The organism is Pseudonocardia sp. 2-7 (assembly GCF_056341085.1).
This window is the reverse complement of record NZ_CP094507.1, coordinates 4567039-4583998: the sequence shown is the minus strand read 5'-3', so window position 1 is coordinate 4583998 and position 16960 is coordinate 4567039. Positions and strand designations below refer to the sequence as shown.

At 75.0% G+C, this 16960-nt stretch carries 18 protein-coding genes; 9 read left to right on the top strand and 9 right to left on the bottom strand.

All coding sequences use genetic code 11. The annotated features are described in order from the left end of the window. The first annotated feature begins 28 nt into the window (after window positions 1-28). Window positions 29-685 (top strand): response regulator transcription factor, encoded by a 657-nt coding sequence (locus MTO91_RS22000; RefSeq protein WP_062397592.1) that lies wholly within the window; start codon window positions 29-31, stop codon window positions 683-685. Window positions 686-692: 7 nt separating this feature from the next. Next, window positions 693-1967 (top strand): sensor histidine kinase, encoded by a 1275-nt coding sequence (locus tag MTO91_RS21995; protein WP_405415184.1) that lies wholly within the window; start codon window positions 693-695, stop codon window positions 1965-1967. Window positions 1968-1983: 16 nt separating this feature from the next. On the opposite strand, the gene MTO91_RS21990 is transcribed toward MTO91_RS21995, so the two are convergent. Next, a complete protein-coding gene (locus MTO91_RS21990) occupies window positions 1984-2511 on the bottom strand; it encodes a GtrA family protein (protein ID WP_405415186.1) in 528 nt (175 codons plus the stop codon). Window positions 2512-2545: 34 nt separating this feature from the next. Between MTO91_RS21990 and MTO91_RS21985 the strand changes: the two genes are divergently transcribed. Together MTO91_RS21985 and purE are read left to right on the top strand one after the other, a co-directional pair. Then, entirely contained in the window at window positions 2546-3790 is a 1245-nt protein-coding gene (locus MTO91_RS21985) for a 5-(carboxyamino)imidazole ribonucleotide synthase (protein WP_308215835.1), read from the top strand. Beyond that, window positions 3787-4299 carry a 5-(carboxyamino)imidazole ribonucleotide mutase gene (gene purE / locus MTO91_RS21980; protein ID WP_178376051.1) on the top strand — a complete coding sequence of 171 codons (513 nt, stop codon included), beginning with the start codon at window positions 3787-3789 and terminating at the stop codon, window positions 4297-4299. Before MTO91_RS21985 ends, purE begins: the two co-directional genes overlap by 4 nt. A gap of 291 nt (window positions 4300-4590) precedes the next feature. Here purE and MTO91_RS21975 read toward each other — a convergent pair whose 3' ends face one another. Then, window positions 4591-5298: a TetR family transcriptional regulator gene (locus MTO91_RS21975; RefSeq protein ID WP_179761870.1), complete on the bottom strand. Its 708-nt coding sequence runs from the start codon at window positions 5296-5298 to the stop codon at window positions 4591-4593. 60 nt (window positions 5299-5358) lie between these two features. On the opposite strand from MTO91_RS21975, the gene MTO91_RS21970 reads away from it, so the two are divergent. Then, window positions 5359-6513: an acyl-CoA dehydrogenase gene (locus MTO91_RS21970; protein WP_208821713.1), complete on the top strand. Its 1155-nt coding sequence runs from the start codon at window positions 5359-5361 to the stop codon at window positions 6511-6513. Between the two features lie 207 nt (window positions 6514-6720). Here the strand turns inward: MTO91_RS21970 and MTO91_RS21965 are convergent, their stop codons facing one another. From MTO91_RS21965 to MTO91_RS21955, 3 genes are read right to left on the bottom strand one after another with little or no spacing between them, the layout of a single operon-like run. After that, entirely contained in the window at window positions 6721-7254 is a 534-nt protein-coding gene (locus tag MTO91_RS21965; RefSeq protein WP_179761871.1) for a helix-turn-helix domain-containing protein, read from the bottom strand. Window positions 7255-7313: 59 nt separating this feature from the next. Further along, window positions 7314-7550: a MerR family transcriptional regulator gene (locus tag MTO91_RS21960; protein ID WP_476652579.1), complete on the bottom strand. Its 237-nt coding sequence runs from the start codon at window positions 7548-7550 to the stop codon at window positions 7314-7316. Window positions 7551-7575: 25 nt separating this feature from the next. Next, on the bottom strand, window positions 7576-8094 hold the full coding sequence (locus MTO91_RS21955) for a DUF1097 domain-containing protein (RefSeq protein WP_251784309.1): 519 nt from the start codon (window positions 8092-8094) through the stop codon (window positions 7576-7578). A gap of 234 nt (window positions 8095-8328) precedes the next feature. Between MTO91_RS21955 and MTO91_RS21950 the strand changes: the two genes are divergently transcribed. After that, window positions 8329-9507: a benzoate/H(+) symporter BenE family transporter gene (locus MTO91_RS21950; protein WP_476652577.1), complete on the top strand. Its 1179-nt coding sequence runs from the start codon at window positions 8329-8331 to the stop codon at window positions 9505-9507. Window positions 9508-9549: 42 nt separating this feature from the next. Here MTO91_RS21950 and MTO91_RS21945 read toward each other — a convergent pair whose 3' ends face one another. The 4 genes from MTO91_RS21945 to MTO91_RS21930 are packed head-to-tail and all read right to left on the bottom strand — an operon-like array spanning window position 9550 to window position 13597. Next, complete coding sequence (locus MTO91_RS21945; RefSeq protein WP_202416400.1) at window positions 9550-9822, bottom strand: MSMEG_0570 family nitrogen starvation response protein; 273 nt, start codon at window positions 9820-9822, stop codon at window positions 9550-9552. A gap of 58 nt (window positions 9823-9880) precedes the next feature. After that, window positions 9881-11146, bottom strand: coding sequence for a threonine ammonia-lyase IlvA (gene ilvA, locus MTO91_RS21940; protein WP_179761874.1), 1266 nt, complete (start codon window positions 11144-11146; stop codon window positions 9881-9883). 22 nt (window positions 11147-11168) lie between these two features. Beyond that, window positions 11169-11915, bottom strand: a complete 747-nt coding sequence (locus MTO91_RS21935; protein WP_476654945.1) for a TIGR03089 family protein — start codon at window positions 11913-11915, stop codon at window positions 11169-11171. A gap of 17 nt (window positions 11916-11932) precedes the next feature. Next, window positions 11933-13597 carry an LCP family protein gene (locus MTO91_RS21930; RefSeq protein WP_476652575.1) on the bottom strand — a complete coding sequence of 555 codons (1665 nt, stop codon included), beginning with the start codon at window positions 13595-13597 and terminating at the stop codon, window positions 11933-11935. 414 nt (window positions 13598-14011) lie between these two features. Here MTO91_RS21930 and MTO91_RS21925 point away from each other — a divergent pair, with 414 nt between their 5' ends. From MTO91_RS21925 to MTO91_RS21915, 3 genes are read left to right on the top strand one after another with little or no spacing between them, the layout of a single operon-like run. Beyond that, on the top strand, window positions 14012-14890 hold the full coding sequence (locus tag MTO91_RS21925) for a glycosyltransferase family 2 protein (protein WP_476652574.1): 879 nt from the start codon (window positions 14012-14014) through the stop codon (window positions 14888-14890). A gap of 38 nt (window positions 14891-14928) precedes the next feature. After that, window positions 14929-15999, top strand: a complete 1071-nt coding sequence (gene manB / locus MTO91_RS21920; protein WP_476652572.1) for a mannose-1-phosphate guanylyltransferase — start codon at window positions 14929-14931, stop codon at window positions 15997-15999. Window positions 16000-16010: 11 nt separating this feature from the next. After that, window positions 16011-16958, top strand: a complete 948-nt coding sequence (locus MTO91_RS21915; protein WP_476652570.1) for a DNA-3-methyladenine glycosylase family protein — start codon at window positions 16011-16013, stop codon at window positions 16956-16958. Window positions 16959-16960: the final 2 nt, after the last annotated feature.

Below are 16960 nucleotides of genomic sequence, written 5' to 3'. Positions count from 1 at the left end.
CGGGGCCCGGAGCCCTATGCTCGGTGAGATGACCACCGTGGTTCTGGCCGAGGACGACGCGGCCATCGCCGAGCCGCTGTCGCGGGCCCTGCAGCGCGAGGGGTACGACGTCGACGTCGTCGCCGACGGCGTCGGCGCCGTCGACCGGGTCACCCGTGCGCAGGTCGACCTGCTCGTGCTCGACCTGGGGCTGCCCGGCATGGACGGCCTGGAGGTCTGCCGGCGGGTCCGCGCGACCCTGCCGGACCTGCCCGTCCTCATGCTCACCGCCCGCACCGACGAGGTCGACTTCGTCGTGGGGCTCGACGCCGGCGCCGACGACTACGTGTCCAAGCCGTTCCGGCTGGCCGAGCTGCTGGCCCGGGTGCGGGCGCTGCTGCGCCGCCGCACCCAGGACGTCGTCGAGGTGGACGGCCTGCGGATGGAGCTGTCCGGCCGCCGCGTCCTGCTCGACGGCGACGAGATCTCCCTGGCCAACAAGGAGTTCGAGCTGCTGCGGGTGCTGATGATCCACGCCGGCCAGGTCGTGACGCGCGAGGAGATCCTGCACGCGGTCTGGGGCGACGCGGACATGAAGTCGTCGAAGACGCTGGACATGCACATGTCGTGGCTGCGCCGCAAGATCGGCGGCGAGAAGCGGATCGCCACCGTCCGCGGCGTCGGCTTCCGGTACAACTCGGACTGAGGTCGCCGTGCGCCGCCGGATCCTGATCTCCACCCTGCTGACGGTGGCGCTGACCGCGCTGTTCCTGGGCGGCCCGCTCGCGCTCGCGACCTGGCAGCTCGTCGAGGACTTCACCCGTGCCGAGCTGACCCAGCGCCTCGAGCAGGTCACCGAGACCGTCGAGGAGTACGGCACCGGGCCGCAGTCGCAACGGCTGGTGGAGGCGGCGATCCCGCCGAACTCCCGGCTGGTCGTCGTGCCGCCGGACTCCGACCCGATCGTCTACGGCGTGGACCGGGTCGACGACCCGGTGACCGAGTCGCTGCCGTTCGGGCCCGGCGGGATCATGGAGCTGTCCCAGCCGACCTCGGTGATGCGGTCCCAGCAGACCCAGGTGGTGGCCGTCGTCGTGCTGCTGGTGGGGTTCTCCGTCACCGTCGGCACGGGGGTCGCGGTGTACACCGCACGCCGGCTGTCGGACCCGCTGCGCGACCTCGCGGCCCGCGCCGCCCGCCTCGGTGCGGGCGACTTCCGCCGGTCCCCGGCCCGCTACGACATCGCCGAGCTCGACCGCGTCTCGGAGGTCCTGGACTCCTCGGCGACGGCGCTGTCCCAGCTGCTGCACCGCGAGCGGTCGCTGGTCGGCGACGTGTCCCACCAGCTGCGCAGCCGGATCACCGCGCTGCAGCTGCGTCTGGACGAGCTCGCCTGCCACCCCGACCCGGACGCCCGCCGCGAGGCCAACGCGGCGCTGGAGCAGACCGAGCGGCTCACCGCCGTCCTCGACGACCTGCTGGAGTCCGCGCGCGCCGCGCGGGCGGTCGGTGCGGAACCGGTCGACCTGGCCGAGGCCGTCGCCGACGCCGAGCGGGAGTGGCGCGGCCCGCTCACCGCGGCCGGCCGGTCGCTCAGGGTGCGGGTGCCCGAGGGGCTGCTCGCCCGGGTGACCGCGGCCCGGCTGCGCGAGGCGATCGGGGTGCTCGTCGACAACGCGCTGCAGCACGGCGACGGACCGGTCACGATCTCCGCGCGGACCGGGGAGAACGCGCTGCTGGTGGAGGTGTCCGACACCGGGCCCGGCGTGCCGGAGGACCTGGTGCCGCACGTGTTCGACCGGGGCATCTCGGCGCAGTCCTCGACCGGGCTGGGGCTGGCGCTGGCCCGGACGCTGGTCGAGGCCGACGGCGGCAGGCTGGAGCTGTCCCGGGCCCGGCCGCCGGTGTTCCGGCTGTACCTGCCCGCGGCCCGCACCGACGACGTCGCCGCGGCGGCCCCGGTGCCCGACCGCACCGGCCCGCGGTAGCCGGTGGCCCGGTCGCTCAGCCCTCGGGGGTCGGGGGGACCGGCGGGGGCTGGCGTCGCACGAACTGGTCCGGCCACACGAACCGGCGGAACGCCCACCAGCGGAAGGCCATCCCGACCAGGGTGCCGACGATCTGGCCGGCCACGAAGTCCGCGGACTCCTGAGCGACCAGCGAGACGAACGGCACCTGCAGCTCGAAGACGTAGCGCGAGACCCACAGCGGCGCCGAGTACACCCCGACCCCGACCCCGCTGATCACGAAGAACAGGAGGGCCTCGTGGTGCCGCTCGCGCCCGCCGCGGGTCCGGAAGGACCACTCGCGGTTCAGCACGTAGGACACCATCGTCGCCACCAGCACCGCGACCACCTTGGCGGTCACCGGCTTGTCGGCCAGCACCGTGGCCTTCAGCACCAGGAACACCACCGTGTCGATGACCCAGGTGCTGCCACCGACCATCAGGAACTTGATCAGCTCGCGGTGTTTGATCGCCTTGTCGCGGTACGGCTGGGGGATCCTGGCGAGCGTCGCCTCCACCACCGTCACGGGATCGATCGTGCCAGATTAGGCTCCCGGTCTCGTGGAGAGGGTTGACGCGCAGAAGGCCGCCTTGCCCGTCGTCGGCATGGTCGGCGGCGGCCAGCTGGCCCGGATGACCGCCCAGGCCGCCGTCGCGCTGGGGCAGACCCTGCGGGTGCTGGCCGCGTCGCCGGACGATCCGGCGGCCCGGGCGACGCCGGACGTCGTCATCGGCGACCCCGACGACGCCGCAGCGCTGCGGGAGCTCGCGACGGGCTGCTCGGCCGTCACGTTCGACCACGAGGGTGTCCCGCAGGAGGTGCTGGTCCCGCTCGCCGAGGCCGGGCTGCCGCTGCGGCCGCCGCCCTCGGCGCTCGTGCACGCGCAGGACAAGCTGGTGATGCGACGACGGCTGTCGGAGATGGGGCTGCCGGTGCCCGCGTTCGCCGAGGTGGCGGCGCCCGGCGACGTCGCCGCGTTCGGGGCCGGGCACGGCTGGCCGGTCGTGCTCAAGGCCACCCGCGGCGGCTACGACGGCCGCGGTGTCTGGTTCCTGCGCGCCGGCGGCGACGACACCGACCGGCTGGTCGCCGACCTGCTCGACGCCGGCACCCCGCTGCTCGTCGAGTCCGCGGTCCCGATGACCCGCGAGCTGGCCGCGAGCGTCGCCCGCTCGCCCTTCGGTCAGGCCGCCGCGTGGCCGGTCGTCGAGACCCTGCAGGTCGACGGCCAGTGCGCACGGGTCACCTCGCCCGCCCCCGGGCTCGACCCGGACCACGCCGCCCGGATCCAGGAACTGGCGCTGCGGATCGCGGCCGAGCTCGGCGTCGTCGGGCTGATGACGGTCGAGCTGTTCGAGACCGCGCCCGGCGAGGTCGTCGTGAACGAGCTGGCGATGCGCCCGCACAACTCCGGGCACTGGACGATCGAGGGCTCGGTCACCTCGCAGTTCGAGCAGCACCTGCGCGCGGTGCTGGACTACCCGCTCGGCTCCACCGCCCCGGTCGCCCCGGTCGCGGTGATGGCGAACGTGCTCGGTGCGGCGCAGGAGCCCGCGATGGGCATGGACGAGCGGCTGCACCACTGCTTCGCGCGCTTCCCCGAGGCGAAGGTGCACCTTTACGCCAAGGACGGCCGCCCGGCCCGCAAGATCGGGCACGTGACGGTCCTCGGCCGCGACGAGGCCGACGTGCGCACCCGCGCGGAGCTCGCCGCGGGCTGGCTGGCCACCGCGACCTGGGCGGACGGCTGGTCCGCCCATACCGGCGATCCCCGCTCCCCGCACTCCCCGGAAGGACCTCGATGACGCAGACCGGCTCCCCGCGCGTGGGCGTGATCATGGGCAGCGACTCCGACTGGCCGGTGATGGGCGCCGCGGGCGCCGCGCTCGACGAGTTCGGCGTGCCGTGGGAGGTGGGCGTCTACTCCGCCCACCGCACCCCGCAGCGGATGCTCGACTACGCCGCCTCGGCCGCCGACCGCGGCCTGCAGGCGATCGTCGCCGGGGCCGGTGGTGCCGCGCACCTGCCCGGGATGGTCGCCGCCGCGACGCCGCTGCCGGTGATCGGCGTGCCCGTGCCGCTGAAGTACCTCGACGGCCTGGACTCGCTGCTGTCGATCGTGCAGATGCCCGCCGGCGTGCCGGTGGCGACCGTCGCGGTCGGGAACGCCCGCAACGCCGGACTGCTCGCGGTGCGCATCCTCGGCGCCGGCGACGAGCGGCTCCGGCAGGCCATGGTGGAGTACCAGGCCGACCTCGAGCGCAGCGTCCTGGACAAGGACGCGGCGCTGCGCGTGGCCGCCCGCGAGGGCTGAGGACCGGGCCGCGATTTTCCGGTGGCGCGCCGCTCGATCCCGTGCGTACGGTGTCGGTACACGGGAGAGGAGGTGGTCCAGCAGATGAGCTACAGCAGGACACGTGAGGTGGCCGTCAGCTAGCACCACGTTCTGCTCCGGCGGGGAGAACCCGTCGGAGAGGCGGTCGTGGAAGCCGGTGTGGTGCCGGCGAGTTCCCGACGGTCACCCGTGATCCCCGGGTCCGAACTCTGTCCGGTTCGGTGACGCACCCCGGTGCGGCCCGGGGATCACGCATGTCCGGGGCCGGGCTCAGCCCGTGCGTCGGGTCGACTCCCGTTCCAGGGTCCGCGCCGCGCGCTCCAGGCGCCGGGTCACGTCCTCCAGGTCGGGTGCCGCGGCCGGCTCGCCCGAATCCTCCAGCGGCAGCATCGGCGCGACCCGGCGGAAGTGGTCGACGGCGCCGGGCAGGTCGGCGTCGCGCGCGCCCTCGACCAGCCAGCGGCGCAGCGCCTGGTTGTGCGCGGCGACCAGCGCCGCCGCCGTCACCGCGGCCCGCAGCTCGCCGTCCGGGCGGTCGCCCAGCCGGGCGGTGAGCTCGCGGGTGAACAGCCGTCGGTAGTGGTGCACCGACGCGGCCTCGCGGTCGCGCAGCGCGGGCACCGAGCCGACGAGCGCGAAGCGCAGCCGGGCGACCTCCGGGTCCTCGGTGTAGAGCTCGAACACCGTCTCCGCGGCACGCAGTGCCAGTGACGGCAGCGGTTCGTCGGGGTGCGCGCCGGCGAACACCTCGCCGATCCGGGCCAGCCCGCGCTCGTGGTCGGGGGACAGCGCGTCCTCCTTGCCGCGGAAGTAGCGGAAGAAGGTGCGGCGCCCGACGCCCGCGGCGGCGGCGATGTCGTCGACGGTCGTGTCGTCGTAGCCGCGTTCGGTGAACAGCCGCGCGGCCGCCGCCACCAGCTCCCGCCGCACCTCGGCCCGCCCCTCGGGGGAACGCCCGCGCCGCGTGCTGGTCGTCATGGCACGGAGGGTAGCAAGGTCCCGTGACATGTGGCACGGAGTGCCGTTAGCATGGTCGGCATGAACAGCGAGTTCGACAGCTACCGGCTCAGCGACGAGCACACGGCCCTCCGCGAGGCGGTCCGGGACCTGGCGGAGAAGGAGATCGCCCCGCACGCCGCCGACGTCGACGAGCAGGGCCGGTACCCCGTCGAGGCGCGCGACGCGCTGGTCAAGGCCGGCTTCCAGGCCGTGATCATCCCGGAGGAGTACGGCGGCCAGGGCGCCGACGAGCTCGCCGGCTGCATCGTGATCGAGGAGGTCGCGCGGGTCTGCGCGTCGTCGTCGCTGATCCCCGGGGTGAACGGCCTCGGGCTCACCCCGATCCTGCTGTCCGCCTCGGACGAGCTGAAGAAGCAGGTCCTGCCGTCGGTCGCCGCCGGCGAGGCGATGGTCAGCTACGCGCTCTCCGAGCGGGAGGCGGGCTCCGACGCCGCGTCGATGAAGACCCGCGCCCGCCGCGACGGCGACGAGTGGGTCCTCAACGGCACCAAGTGCTGGATCACCAACGCCGGCGAGTCGACCTGGTACACGGTCATGGCCGTCACCGACCCGGAGAAGAAGGCCAACGGGATCTCGGCGTTCGTGGTCCACTCCGACGACCCGGGCTTCGTCGTCGGCACCAAGGAGCGCAAGCTCGGGATCCACGGCTCGCCGACCCGCGAGATCCACTTCGAGGACTGCCGCATCCCGGCCGACCGGATCATCGGCGCCGAGGGCACCGGCTTCAAGACCGCGCTGCGCACGCTGGACCACACGCGTCCGACCATCGGTGCGCAGGCCGTCGGCATCGCGCAGGGCGCGCTCGACGTCGCGACGCAGTACATGAAGGAGCGCAAGCAGTTCGGCAGGCACCTGGCCGAGTTCCAGGGTCTGCAGTTCATGCTCGCCGACATGGCGATGAAGGTCGAGGCCGCCCGCCAGCTCTGCTACGTGGCCGCCTCGCGCGCCGAGCGCAACGAGCCCGACCTGGGCTTCATCTCCTCGGCCGCCAAGTGCTTCGCCTCCGACACCGCGATGCAGGTGACCACCGACGCCGTCCAGCTGCTCGGCGGCGCGGGCTACACCCGCGACTTCCCGGCCGAGCGCATGATGCGCGACGCGAAGATCACCCAGATCTACGAGGGCACCAACCAGATCCAGCGGATGGTGATGGCGCGTTCGCTGCTCAGGTGACACCCTGACGGCCCACGGACGGGGCCGTCGTGGACGGCGACGATCCGGCCGCTGAACGCGCTGCGCGAGCGGGCCTGGACCCGGCGGCGCTGGCGGGCACCGACCCTGTACGCCAGCCGGGGTGCTCGCCCGGTGGGACGCGGCGGCCTGACGATCAGTACATGGGCGCGGTACGGGGCCGCGCGCACCGCGCCCAGGTGCTGACGATCACGGACCCGGCGGGGTGCGGATGACGAGCACGGCCGCGGCCGGTTCCCCGGCGAGGGCGGTGTAGGTGTGCTCGCCGTCGGCGGGCCAGCGGGTGGCCTCGCCGGTGCCGAGGTCGGCCTCGCGCCCGCTGCGTCCGGCCCGGACGGCACCGCGGGTGACGAGCAGGTGCTCCATCACGCCCGGACCGTGCCCGGGGGACACGTGCACCGCCTCCGGGACGAGGGCCAGGGCGTACACCTCGACGGTGCCGTGGTCGTCGGTGGCCGTGTCCAGCAGGCGCGCGGTGATGCCGGGGCCGGCGACCTCGGCCCCGGGGTGCTCGGCGAGCAGCCGCGACAGCGGTACGCCGAGGGCGTCCGCGAGCGCGTAGAGGGTGGACAGGGTGGGGTTGCGGCTGCCGTTCTCGATCTCCGACAGCGAGCCCTTGCCGATCCCCGCCCGCTCCGCGAGCGCTCCGAGGGACAGGCCGCGTGCGGCCCGGGCCGTCCGCAGCCGTGCGCCGACGGCCGTGCGCAGCGCCCCGTCGTCCACCGGGCGACTGTAGCCCGGCCCGTCCGGACAGGTGGACGCCCGCGGCGGGGGAGCGCGGGCTACCCCGCCGGCGCGTCCGGGCCGGGCCGCGGCACGGGCGTCCCCGGGTCGCGCACCGCGGTGGCCGCGGAGAAGCGGGCCGGGAGCGCCGTGACCTGGTCCCGCAGATCCTCCACGTCCCACAGGTCACGGCCGTCCGGTTCCCGGAAGGCCGGTGTCACCAGGCCGGCCCCGGCCCAGCGGTGCAGTGCCCGCGGGCTCAGGGCCAGTCTGGTCGCGGCCTCGCCGGTGGTCACCAGTCGCACCGGGCGCCGCCGCCGGTCAGGCCGCGGCGGGTGCCGCGGAGCGGGCGGTCAGGCGGCCGACGACCAGGCTGCAGCCGTAGCCCAGCACGACCGAGCCGACCACGAACGACAGCAGCATCACCGTGAAGGGGCCGGTGGGCAGCGAGAAGTCGGTGCCCGACGCCCCGCTGAGCAGGCCGAACGCCGCGGTCGTGGCGAACCCGACGACCGCGCCGGGGACGAACCCGAGCACCGGTACGAGCGCACCGAGGATGAACACCGCGGTCATCCCACCGATGATCAGACCCAGCAGGGCGGGGTTCGTGGTGAGTCCGGCCAGGACCAGCATGACGGTGCCGGTGACGATGCCCCAGACGTTCGTGGCCAGAGCGGTGACCAGCGCGGGCCGGTCACCGCCCGCCGCGAAGAACGTCGCGGCGCCCAGGAACGTCGCCGGTACGAACAGGCCGAGCCCGGAGAGCGGACCGAGGTAGAGGTACGCGATCACCGCCCCGGCGACGCCGATCACCAGGGCCAGAGCGACGGGCAGCTTCATGAGACGGGCCTTCCGGTAGAGCCGCGCCCGGCGGGTGCGGCGGCCCACGCAGGATGGGCCGCGGCAGGTGGCCGTACCAAGATCGGCGGACCGGACGTCACCGCCTGTTTTCCGGACGACACGGTTCGGTCATCTTTGGTCGGGTCGGCGGCACCCCGTGTATCGGCTGCAGAACATCCTGCTTACCGCCCCCGGTGAGTTCTGTTTACAGAACGACGCGGTTAGGGTGGCGCCGTGGATCGTTCCTGGGCGCAACCGGTGTCGGTCGGTGTCGTCTCCGCGGTGATCGGGGTGACCAGCTCGTTCGCCGTCGTCCTCGCCGGGCTGACGGCGGCCGGTGCCGACCCGGCGCAGGCCGCGTCCGGGCTGGTGGTGCTCACCGCGCTGATGGGGGTGGCGACGATCTGGCTGTCCCGCCGGTTCCGCCGCCCGCTGATGGTCGCCTGGTCCACTCCCGGCGCGGCGTTGCTGGCCTCCACCGGAGCCGTCGCGGGTGGGTGGCCCGCCGTGGTCGGCGCGTTCGTCGTCGGCGGTCTGCTGATCGTCGCGACCGGGCTCGTGCGCCCGCTCGGGCGGCTCGTCGGCGCGATCCCGGCGCCGATCGCGCAGGCGATGCTGGCCGGTGTGCTGCTGCCGCTGTGCCTGGCGCCGGTCCGTGCGCTGGTCGAGCGGCCGCTGCTGGTGGCGCCGATCGTGGTCCTGTGGGTCGTCCTGTCGCGGTTCGCGCCGCGCTGGGCGTCCCCGGCCGCGTTCGGGCTGGCGCTGGTGATCGTCGTCGTGCTCGCCGACGGCTGGTCGTGGCTGCGCCCGCCGGAGATCGCCCTCACCGCCCCGGCCTTCTCGGTCGCGGCCCTGGTGGGGGTCGCGCTGCCGCTCTGGGTGGTCACGATGGCCTCGCAGAACGTGCCCGGCGTCGCGGTGCTCGCCGCGGCGGGCTACCCCGTCCCCTGGCGGTACGCGATGGTGTTCACCGGCGCCGGGACGGTCCTCGGGGCCCCGGCCGGTGCGCACGCGATCAACCTGGCCGCGATCACCGCGGCGCTGCCCGCCTCGCCCGAGTCCCACCCGGACCCGGCGCGACGCTGGGTCGCCTGCCAGGCCAACGGCGTCGCCTGCCTGCTGCTGGCCCCGCTCGCGACGACGATGGCCGCCCTGGTCGCGGCCGCGCCGCCCGGGGTCGTGGAGTCCGTCGCGGGGCTGGCGCTGCTCGGGACGTTCGGTGCCGCGCTCGCCGGGGCCCTCGCCGTCGCCGACCCGACGCCGGACCCGGCCGTCGCGCGGGTGCCCGCTGCCGCCGCGTTCCTGGTCTCGGCGGCCGGGGTCACGATCGCCGGGATCGGCGGGGCGTTCTGGGGGCTGCTCGCCGGGGTGGCGCTGCACCTGGTGCTGCGGCGGCGCCGGGCCGCCGCGTGACGCCGCGCCGTGGCGGCCGCATCACCGCAGGACCCGGCGGTGTCAGCGGCGGAAGCCCTCCACTCGCACCTCGTCGGTCGGGGCGAACCGCCCCGCGGCCGCGTCGATGAGCGCGATCGTCCGCGCCGACTGCGCGCAGCCGAACCCGTACTTCGCCCGCACCCGCGCGTCGGCGATCTCCATGCAGGTGCGGCTGCGCGTGACGAACTCGGCCACCGGGTAGGTCGTGCCGGTGTCCAGGTGCTCGGTCACCACCAGCGACGGCGAGTAGTAGCTGACCTCGGTGCCGTCCGGCCAGCGGACGTCGAACATCATCTCGGGCACGGTCGTGCACGGTAGGCGGCCCGGATTGCCGCCGTGTTGCGCGCGGCGTCTACAGGATGAAGCCGAACAGCGGGCTGTCCGGCGGGATCGGCTCGATGTGCGGGGGAGCCTCCTGCATCCGCTTGAGCAGCGCGGGCAGGTCGTCCGGCGAACCCAGCTCGATGCCGACCAGGGCCGGGCCGGTCTCCCGGTTGGAGCGCTTGGTGTACTCGAACAGGGTGATGTCGTCGTCCGGGCCGAGGACGTCGTCGAGGAACCGGCGCAGCGCGCCCGGCTCCTGCGGGAACTCGACGAGGAAGTAGTGCTTGCGGCCCTCGAAGACCAGGGCGCGCTCGACGATGTCGGCGTAGCGGGAGACGTCGTTGTTGCCGCCCGAGAGCAGGCAGACCGTCGTCGCGTCGCGGGGGATGTCGAGCCGGTCCAGCGCCGCGGGGGACAGCGCGCCCGCGGGCTCGGCGATGATCCCGTCGGACTGGTAGAGCGCGAGCATCTCGACGCAGATCCGGCCCTCGGGCACCGCGAGCAGCTCCACGCCCGCGTCGCGCACCACGTCGAAGGTGGCCGCGCCGACCTTGCGCACGGCGGCGCCGTCGACGAACGGGTCCAGCGCCCCCAGGTCGACCGGCTCGCCCGCGGCGACCGCGGCCGCCATGCTCGCCGCCCCGGCGGGCTCGACGCCCACGATCCGGGTCGACGGCGCGTGCTCGCGCAGGTAGGTGATGGCCCCGGCGAGCAGTCCGCCGCCACCGACCGGCACGACCAGCACGTCCGGCGGGTCGGCCAGCTGGGAGAGGATCTCGCGGGCGATCGTGCCCTGGCCCGCGACGGTGCGCGGGTCGTCGAAGGCGGGCACCTGGGTGGCACCGGTGGACGCGGCGTCGGCACGGGCGGCCGCGGCGGCCTCGTCGTAGGTGTTGCCGACCACCCGCACCTCGACGGCGTCACGGCCCAGCCGCGCGACCCGGTCCCGCTTCTGGCGCGGAGTCGTGCCGGGCAGGTAGACCCGCCCGGTCACGCCGAGGCGCTGGCAGGCGAACGCGACGCCCTGGGCGTGGTTGCCGGCGCTGGCGCAGACGACGCCGGCGAGACGGTCGGCCTCGGGCAGCTGCGCGATGAGGTTGTAGGCGCCGCGGATCTTGTACGAACGGACCGGCTGCAGGTCCTCGCGCTTGACCCAGACCTCGCCGCCGAGCGCGTCGGACAGGCGGGGGTTGAGCTGCAGCGGGGTCGGGCCGATGACGGCGCGGAGCCGGGCCGCCGCGTCGTCGACGTCCCGGGCGCTCACAGAGGGGGTCACGGTCGACCAGGGTGTCATGACCCCCGGCCGGGGCCGCCGCTCACCCCAGGCGCAGGGTGACCCGCTCGGACTCCGCGCGGCGGTCGAGGACCGCCGGGTCCCCGGCGGCGTTCACGGTCTGGACCAGCGAGGCCCCCGCCGCGAGGACGGCGAGCAGCCCGTCGCGCAGGCCGTCCGCGCTGTCCCAGCCGGTGCTCGACAGCACCCGGGCGCCCGCGGTGATGCCGAGTGCGTCCGCACGCTCCCGGGCCGCGGCCAGGACCTGCTCGCCGCTCGCGCCGTCCCAGGCCGGGGCCGCGCCGTCCACCGGGTCCCACGGGACGAACTCGTCGCCGTGCACCCGCACCTCGGTCGCGAAGTCGACGGTGCCACCGGGGAGGTCGCCCAGGCCGCGGCCGAAGAAGTCCAGCGAGAACGCGACGACCGTGCCCGCCCCGGCCGCGAGCGCCACGTCGAGCCGCGCCGCGTCGGCGAGCACGACGTCCGCGCCCGCCGGGTCGCCGACCAGCTCCGCGCCGCAGGACCACACGGCCAGCAGCGCGGCGACGGTCTGCCAGTGCGCGGGCAGCAGCGCCGCGACCCGGGTGCCCGGCTCGACGTCGACCTCGTCGCGCAGCAGGTTCGCCGCCTTCGCTGTCCAGTTCGCGGTGGTCGTGCCGGACAGCTCGGTCCGCTCGCCGGTCGCGTCGTCGTAGTGGGTGACCAGCGGTCGCGGGGCGGCGGCGCCGAGCGCCGGGCCGAGCAGCGCGTCGGTGAGGAACAGGCCGGAGCCGAAGACGGTGTCCATCACGCCGGAACGCTACGTCAGTCGATGCAGGGGACCCCGCCCGCGGTGATCGGCGGGGTCGAGGGAGCCGGGGCGGCGGCGGGCGCGGCCGCCGCGGAGGTCGACCGGCCGCCGTTCGCGCGGTCGGTGCCGAGCAGCACCTGGACCCGGCCCTGGGCGACGGCGTCGGACTGCTCGACGCCGATGCCGCCCAGCGCCTCGGCGACCCGGCGGGCGGCGGCGTCGCCGTCGGCCTGGCTGTAGCGGACCACCGAGGTGGTGCGGTCCGGGGCGTTGCCGACCTCGCCGGGGGTGAACCCGGTGCGGCCCAGGGTGTCGGCGACCTGCGCGGCCAGCCCGGTCACCCCGGACCCGTTCGCCACGTCGGCCACGACCGGCGCCGCCGCCTCCGTGGAGGTCGCGGGCGCCTCCTCGGGCTCGGGGTCGGTGTGGTGGGCGACGAAGTCGCGGACCTCGGCGGGGTCGACGAGCAGCACGTCCTTGCCGCGGGTGGTCTCCGGGCCGCCGGTGGGGATGGTCAGGAAGTCCATCCTCCCGGCCGCGATCGACGACGCCTCGCGGGCGAAGCCGAGCAGGTCCCAGCCGCTGTCGATGACGACCGACTGCTGGATCACCTCGATGAGCGCTCCGAGCTTGGTCGGGTCGGTGAGCGTGCCCGAGGACAGGACCTTGTTGGCGACCGCGGCGAGGAACACCTGCTGACGGTTGATACGCGACAGGTCCCCGCCGGCGAGCCCGTGCCGCTGCCGGACGAACGCGAGCGCGTCGGCACCGGAGATCGTCTGCGGGCCTGCGGGGAAGTCGGCGCCGGAGAACTCGTCCCTGGCCGGGGCCCTGAGACAGACGTCGACGCCGCCGACGGCGTTGGTGAGGTTGTAGAAGCCGAGCAGGTTGACCTCGGCGAAGTGGTCGATGGCCAGCCCGGTGAGGTCCTGCACGGTGTCGATCAGGGCCTGCCGACCGGCCTGCGACGAGTCCTGGTCGATCTGCCGGGGGTCGCGCACGCCCTCGGCGACCAACCGGGACGCGGTCTCCGCCTTCGTCTGCGGGTAGGCGGCGTTGATCTTGTTGCGGCCGATCCCGGGGATCGACACCTCGGAGTCGCGCGGGATGGAGAACGCGGTCGCGCTGCCGCCGTCGGCGGGCAGGTGCACGACGATGATCGTGTCGGAGTTGAGGACGCCGGACTCGGCGCCGCTGCGCAGCTGGGCCAGGACGTCGGCCGGCAGCGGGTTGCCCTGCGCGTCGGTACGGCTGTCCACGCCGACCAGCAGGATGTTCTGCTCGCCGCCCGCGGAGCCGCCGAACAGCAGGTTCGTCGTGGTGATGCCGCCGGTGACGTCGCGGTAGAGCGTCCACACGGCGCCGGTGAGCAGCACCGTCAGCGCCGACAGCACGGCGACGGCGAGCCGCAGCCGGGCCAGCAGCCCGCGGCCCCGGGGCGGTCGTCCGCCGGTGCGCCCGCCCCGCGCCGGGTACGGGGGGTGCTCGTCGGGGCCGGTCGCGGTCCCTGCCCGGCTCCAGCCGGCGGAGCCCGCGGGGCGGCCGCGCGCGGCGCCGGTGTCCGGGCGGACCCGGGGCGAGCGCCACCGGTCGTCGGGGGCGGCGGGGCGGCCGGACCGTCGCGCGGCGGCGCGCTCGGCGGCCGACGGGCGGGAGCGGTCCCGGTAGCCCTCGCCCATGCTCGCTCCCCTCGGGGTCCGTCTCGTCCGCGCCGCCGCGTCTCACCCGGACGGGGGAGTCCGGTGAACCGGAGCGCGGCCCGTGCGTCTCTGGGACCGGACACCCCGGTCGGGGACCAGGGTGCAGCATCCGGGCCCGCGCCGTGGGTCGTACGGGCCTGCGTGTCGGGTTGCTCGCCCGGTCGTCGTAGGGGGTCCGGACTTGAGGGTGACGCACGGGTACGACGTGTCGTCGCTGCTCGGGGGCGGTCCGAATGTTGGAGTGAGAGTATCGCAATCATGGTCGCGGTGACGGAGTGTGATCTTCACGGGCGCGAACGGGCGGTGCCGGACGGAGCCGCCGGGCGCGGGCGTGCCCGTGCTGACTAGGTTGCGGGACATGCGCGGGGTGGACGAAAAGGACGGGGAGGCCACGTGACCGACGACGCACGGTCCTACGGCGACGGGGTCGCCGTCGTCACGGTGACCTACTCGCCGGGCGCGCTGCTGGACACCTTCCTCGACTCGCTGCAGGGCGCGACGGCCCGCACGGACGTGCCGGTCGTCCTGGCCGACAACGGATCCGTCGACGGCGCCCCCGAGCGCGCGGCCCGCGAGCGCGACCACGTGACGTTCCTGCCGATCGGCGAGAACGTCGGCTACGGCGCCGCCGCCAACCGTGGCGTGGCCTCGCTGCCCGACGCATACGGCTGGGTCGTCGTCGCCAACCCGGACCTGGAGTGGGGCGCCGGGTCGCTGGACACCCTGCTCGACGCCGGCCGTCGCCACCCCCGGGCCGGGTCGCTCGGCCCGCTGATCCGCGAACCGTCCGGCGAGGTCTACCCCTCGGCGCGCGAGGTGCCGTCGCTGACGGCCGGGGCGGCGCACGCCGTGCTGGCCCCGGTCTGGCCGGGCAATCCCTGGACGGCGGCCTACCGGCGCAGCCGGGAGGACCTGACGGAACGCGCGGCCGGCTGGCTGTCCGGGTCGTGCCTGCTCCTGCGGCGCACCGCGTTCGACTCCGTCGACGGTTTCGACCCGCGCTACTTCATGTACTTCGAGGACGTCGACCTGGGGATGCGGCTGGATCTCGCCGGATGGCGAAACGTGTACGTCCCCGATGCCGATGTCGTACACGTGGGCGGAGCGTCCACGGGCAAGCCGGAGGTGTCGGCACGGATGCTCGCCGAGCACCACCGCAGCGCCTACCGCTACCTGGCCGACCGCCACCGCGGTCCGGTGCACGCTCCGCTGCGTGCGGCCCTGCGCACCGGCCTGGCCGTGCGCTCGGGTCTGCTGCGGCGGACCGGCTGAGCGCGAACGAGAAGAAGGAACCTGAGGGGGAACCTGCATTGCAGGACGTCGAGGCGGTCGTGCTGGTCGGGGGCAAGGGCACCCGGCTGCGGCCACTGACCCTGTCGGCGCCCAAGCCGATGCTGCCGACGGCGGGGGTGCCGTTCCTGGCGCACCTGCTGTCGCGGATCCGCGAGGCGGGCATCCGGCGGGCGGTGCTGGGCACGAGCTACCTGGCCGAGACCTTCGAGGAGCACTTCGGCGACGGCTCGTCGCTGGGGCTGGACCTCACCTACGTCACCGAGACCGAGCCGCTGGGCACCGGCGGGGGCATCCGCAACGTGGCCGGCAAGCTCTCCGCCGAGCACGTCATGATCTTCAACGGCGACGTGCTGGCGGGCACCGACCTGACCGCCGTCGCCGACACCCACCGCAGCACCGGTGCCGACGTCACACTGCACCTGGTGCGGGTGCAGAACCCGCGGGCCTTCGGCTGCGTCCCCACCGACCCGACCGGCCGGGTGCTGGAGTTCCTCGAGAAGACCGAGGACCCGCCGACCGACCAGATCAACGCCGGTTGCTACGTCTTCCGCCGCGAGGTCGTCGACACCATCCCCGAGGGCAGGCCGGTGTCGGTGGAGCGCGAGACGTTCCCCGACCTGCTCGCCTCCGGGGCGCACGTGCAGGGCCACGTCGACGTCGCCTACTGGCGCGACATGGGCACCCCCGGCGACCTGGTGCACGGCTCGGCGGACCTGGTCCGCGGGGTCGCGCCCTCGGCGGCGCTGCCCGGGCCGACCGGCGAGTCGATGGTGCTGGAGGGGGCCGAGGTGGCCTCCGACGCGTTCGTGTTCGGCGGGACGACCGTCGGCCGCGGCGCCCGGATCGGCTCCGGCGCCCGGGTCGAGGGCTCCATGCTGTTCGACGGCGCGGTGGTGCAGGCGGGCGCGGTCGTCGAGAACTCGGTGATCGGGGCCGGTGCGGTCGTCGAGGAGGGCGCGAGCGTCCGCGACACCGTGGTCGGCGACCGGGCCGTGGTCGGCGCGCACTGCGAGCTGCGGCACAACATGCGGGTGTGGCCGGACGTCACGCTGCCGCCCCACGGGGTCCGGTTCTCGCCCGACGTGTGACCATCGGGGGCGTGGAGACGGCCGCCGTGGTGGTGGACCGGGAATGGCGGCCGCCGTTCCCGCTCGACCTGTACGGCGTCCTCGCCCCGCTGCGCCGCGGCCGCGGCGACCCCACCTGGCGCACCGCCGTCGACGGCGCCGTGATCTGGCGGGTCTCGACGACGCCGGCCGGCCCGGCCACCGTCGCGATCCGCCGCCGCGCCGACGGCGGCCCGCACGGCACCGTGCGCGCGACCGGCTGGGGGTCGGGCGCGGCCTGGGAGATCGACCGGCTGCCGTCGCTGCTGGGGGCCGACGACGACCCGTCGGCGTTCGTGGCGCACCACCCGCTCGTCGCCGACGCGCACCGGCGCCGTCCCGGGCTGCGGCTGGGCTCCACCGGCCGGGTCTGGGACGCGCTGCTGCCCGCCGTGCTGGAGCAGAAGGTCACCGGCACCGAGGCGCACCGCTCGTTCCGCGAGCTCGCGTGGCGCTTCGGGGAGCCGGCGCCGGGGCCGGCCGGGGTGGTGCCCGCCGGCATGCGGGTCCCCCCCACGCCCGAGCAGATCCGGGCGGTGCCCGAGTGGGAGTGGCACCGGGCCGGCGTCGACCACGCCCGGCGGACGGCGATCCTGCACGCCGCCGTCGTCGCCCACCGGCTGGAGCGGGCCGCCGAGCTGGGCGGGGAGCAGGGCCGGGTGCTGCTGCGCCGGGTGCGTGGCATCGGGGTGTGGACGGCCGCGGAGATCGCCCAGCGCGCCTGGGGCGACCCGGACGCGGTCAGCTTCGGCGACTTCCACGTGCCCAACACCGTCGGCTGGGCGCTGCTCGGGCACGACCTCGACGACGCGGGGATGCTCGAGGTGCTCGCTCCCTACGTGCCGCAGCGCCAGCGCGCGGTCCGCTACATCGAGGCGTCCGGGTTCCGCCGTCCCCGGTTCGGGCCCCGGTTCTCCCCGCGCGACTACCGCTCGTTCTGACC

Excerpts from the sequence above, each read along its gene's own strand:
- MTO91_RS21930 (WP_476652575.1), bottom strand. The coding sequence starts at position 13,597 with ATGGGCGAGGGCTACCGGGACCGCTCCCGCCCGTCGGCCGCCGAGCGC.
- MTO91_RS21970 (WP_208821713.1), top strand. The coding sequence starts at position 5,359 with ATGAACAGCGAGTTCGACAGCTACCGGCTCAGCGACGAGCACACGGCC.
- purE (WP_178376051.1), top strand. The coding sequence starts at position 3,787 with ATGACGCAGACCGGCTCCCCGCGCGTGGGCGTGATCATGGGCAGCGAC.
- MTO91_RS21955 (WP_251784309.1), bottom strand. The coding sequence starts at position 8,094 with ATGAAGCTGCCCGTCGCTCTGGCCCTGGTGATCGGCGTCGCCGGGGCG.
- ilvA (WP_179761874.1), bottom strand. The coding sequence starts at position 11,146 with ATGACACCCTGGTCGACCGTGACCCCCTCTGTGAGCGCCCGGGACGTC.
- MTO91_RS21945 (WP_202416400.1), bottom strand. The coding sequence starts at position 9,822 with ATGATGTTCGACGTCCGCTGGCCGGACGGCACCGAGGTCAGCTACTAC.
- MTO91_RS22000 (WP_062397592.1), top strand. The coding sequence starts at position 29 with ATGACCACCGTGGTTCTGGCCGAGGACGACGCGGCCATCGCCGAGCCG.
- MTO91_RS21935 (WP_476654945.1), bottom strand. The coding sequence starts at position 11,915 with ATGGACACCGTCTTCGGCTCCGGCCTGTTCCTCACCGACGCGCTGCTC.
- MTO91_RS21975 (WP_179761870.1), bottom strand. The coding sequence starts at position 5,298 with ATGACGACCAGCACGCGGCGCGGGCGTTCCCCCGAGGGGCGGGCCGAG.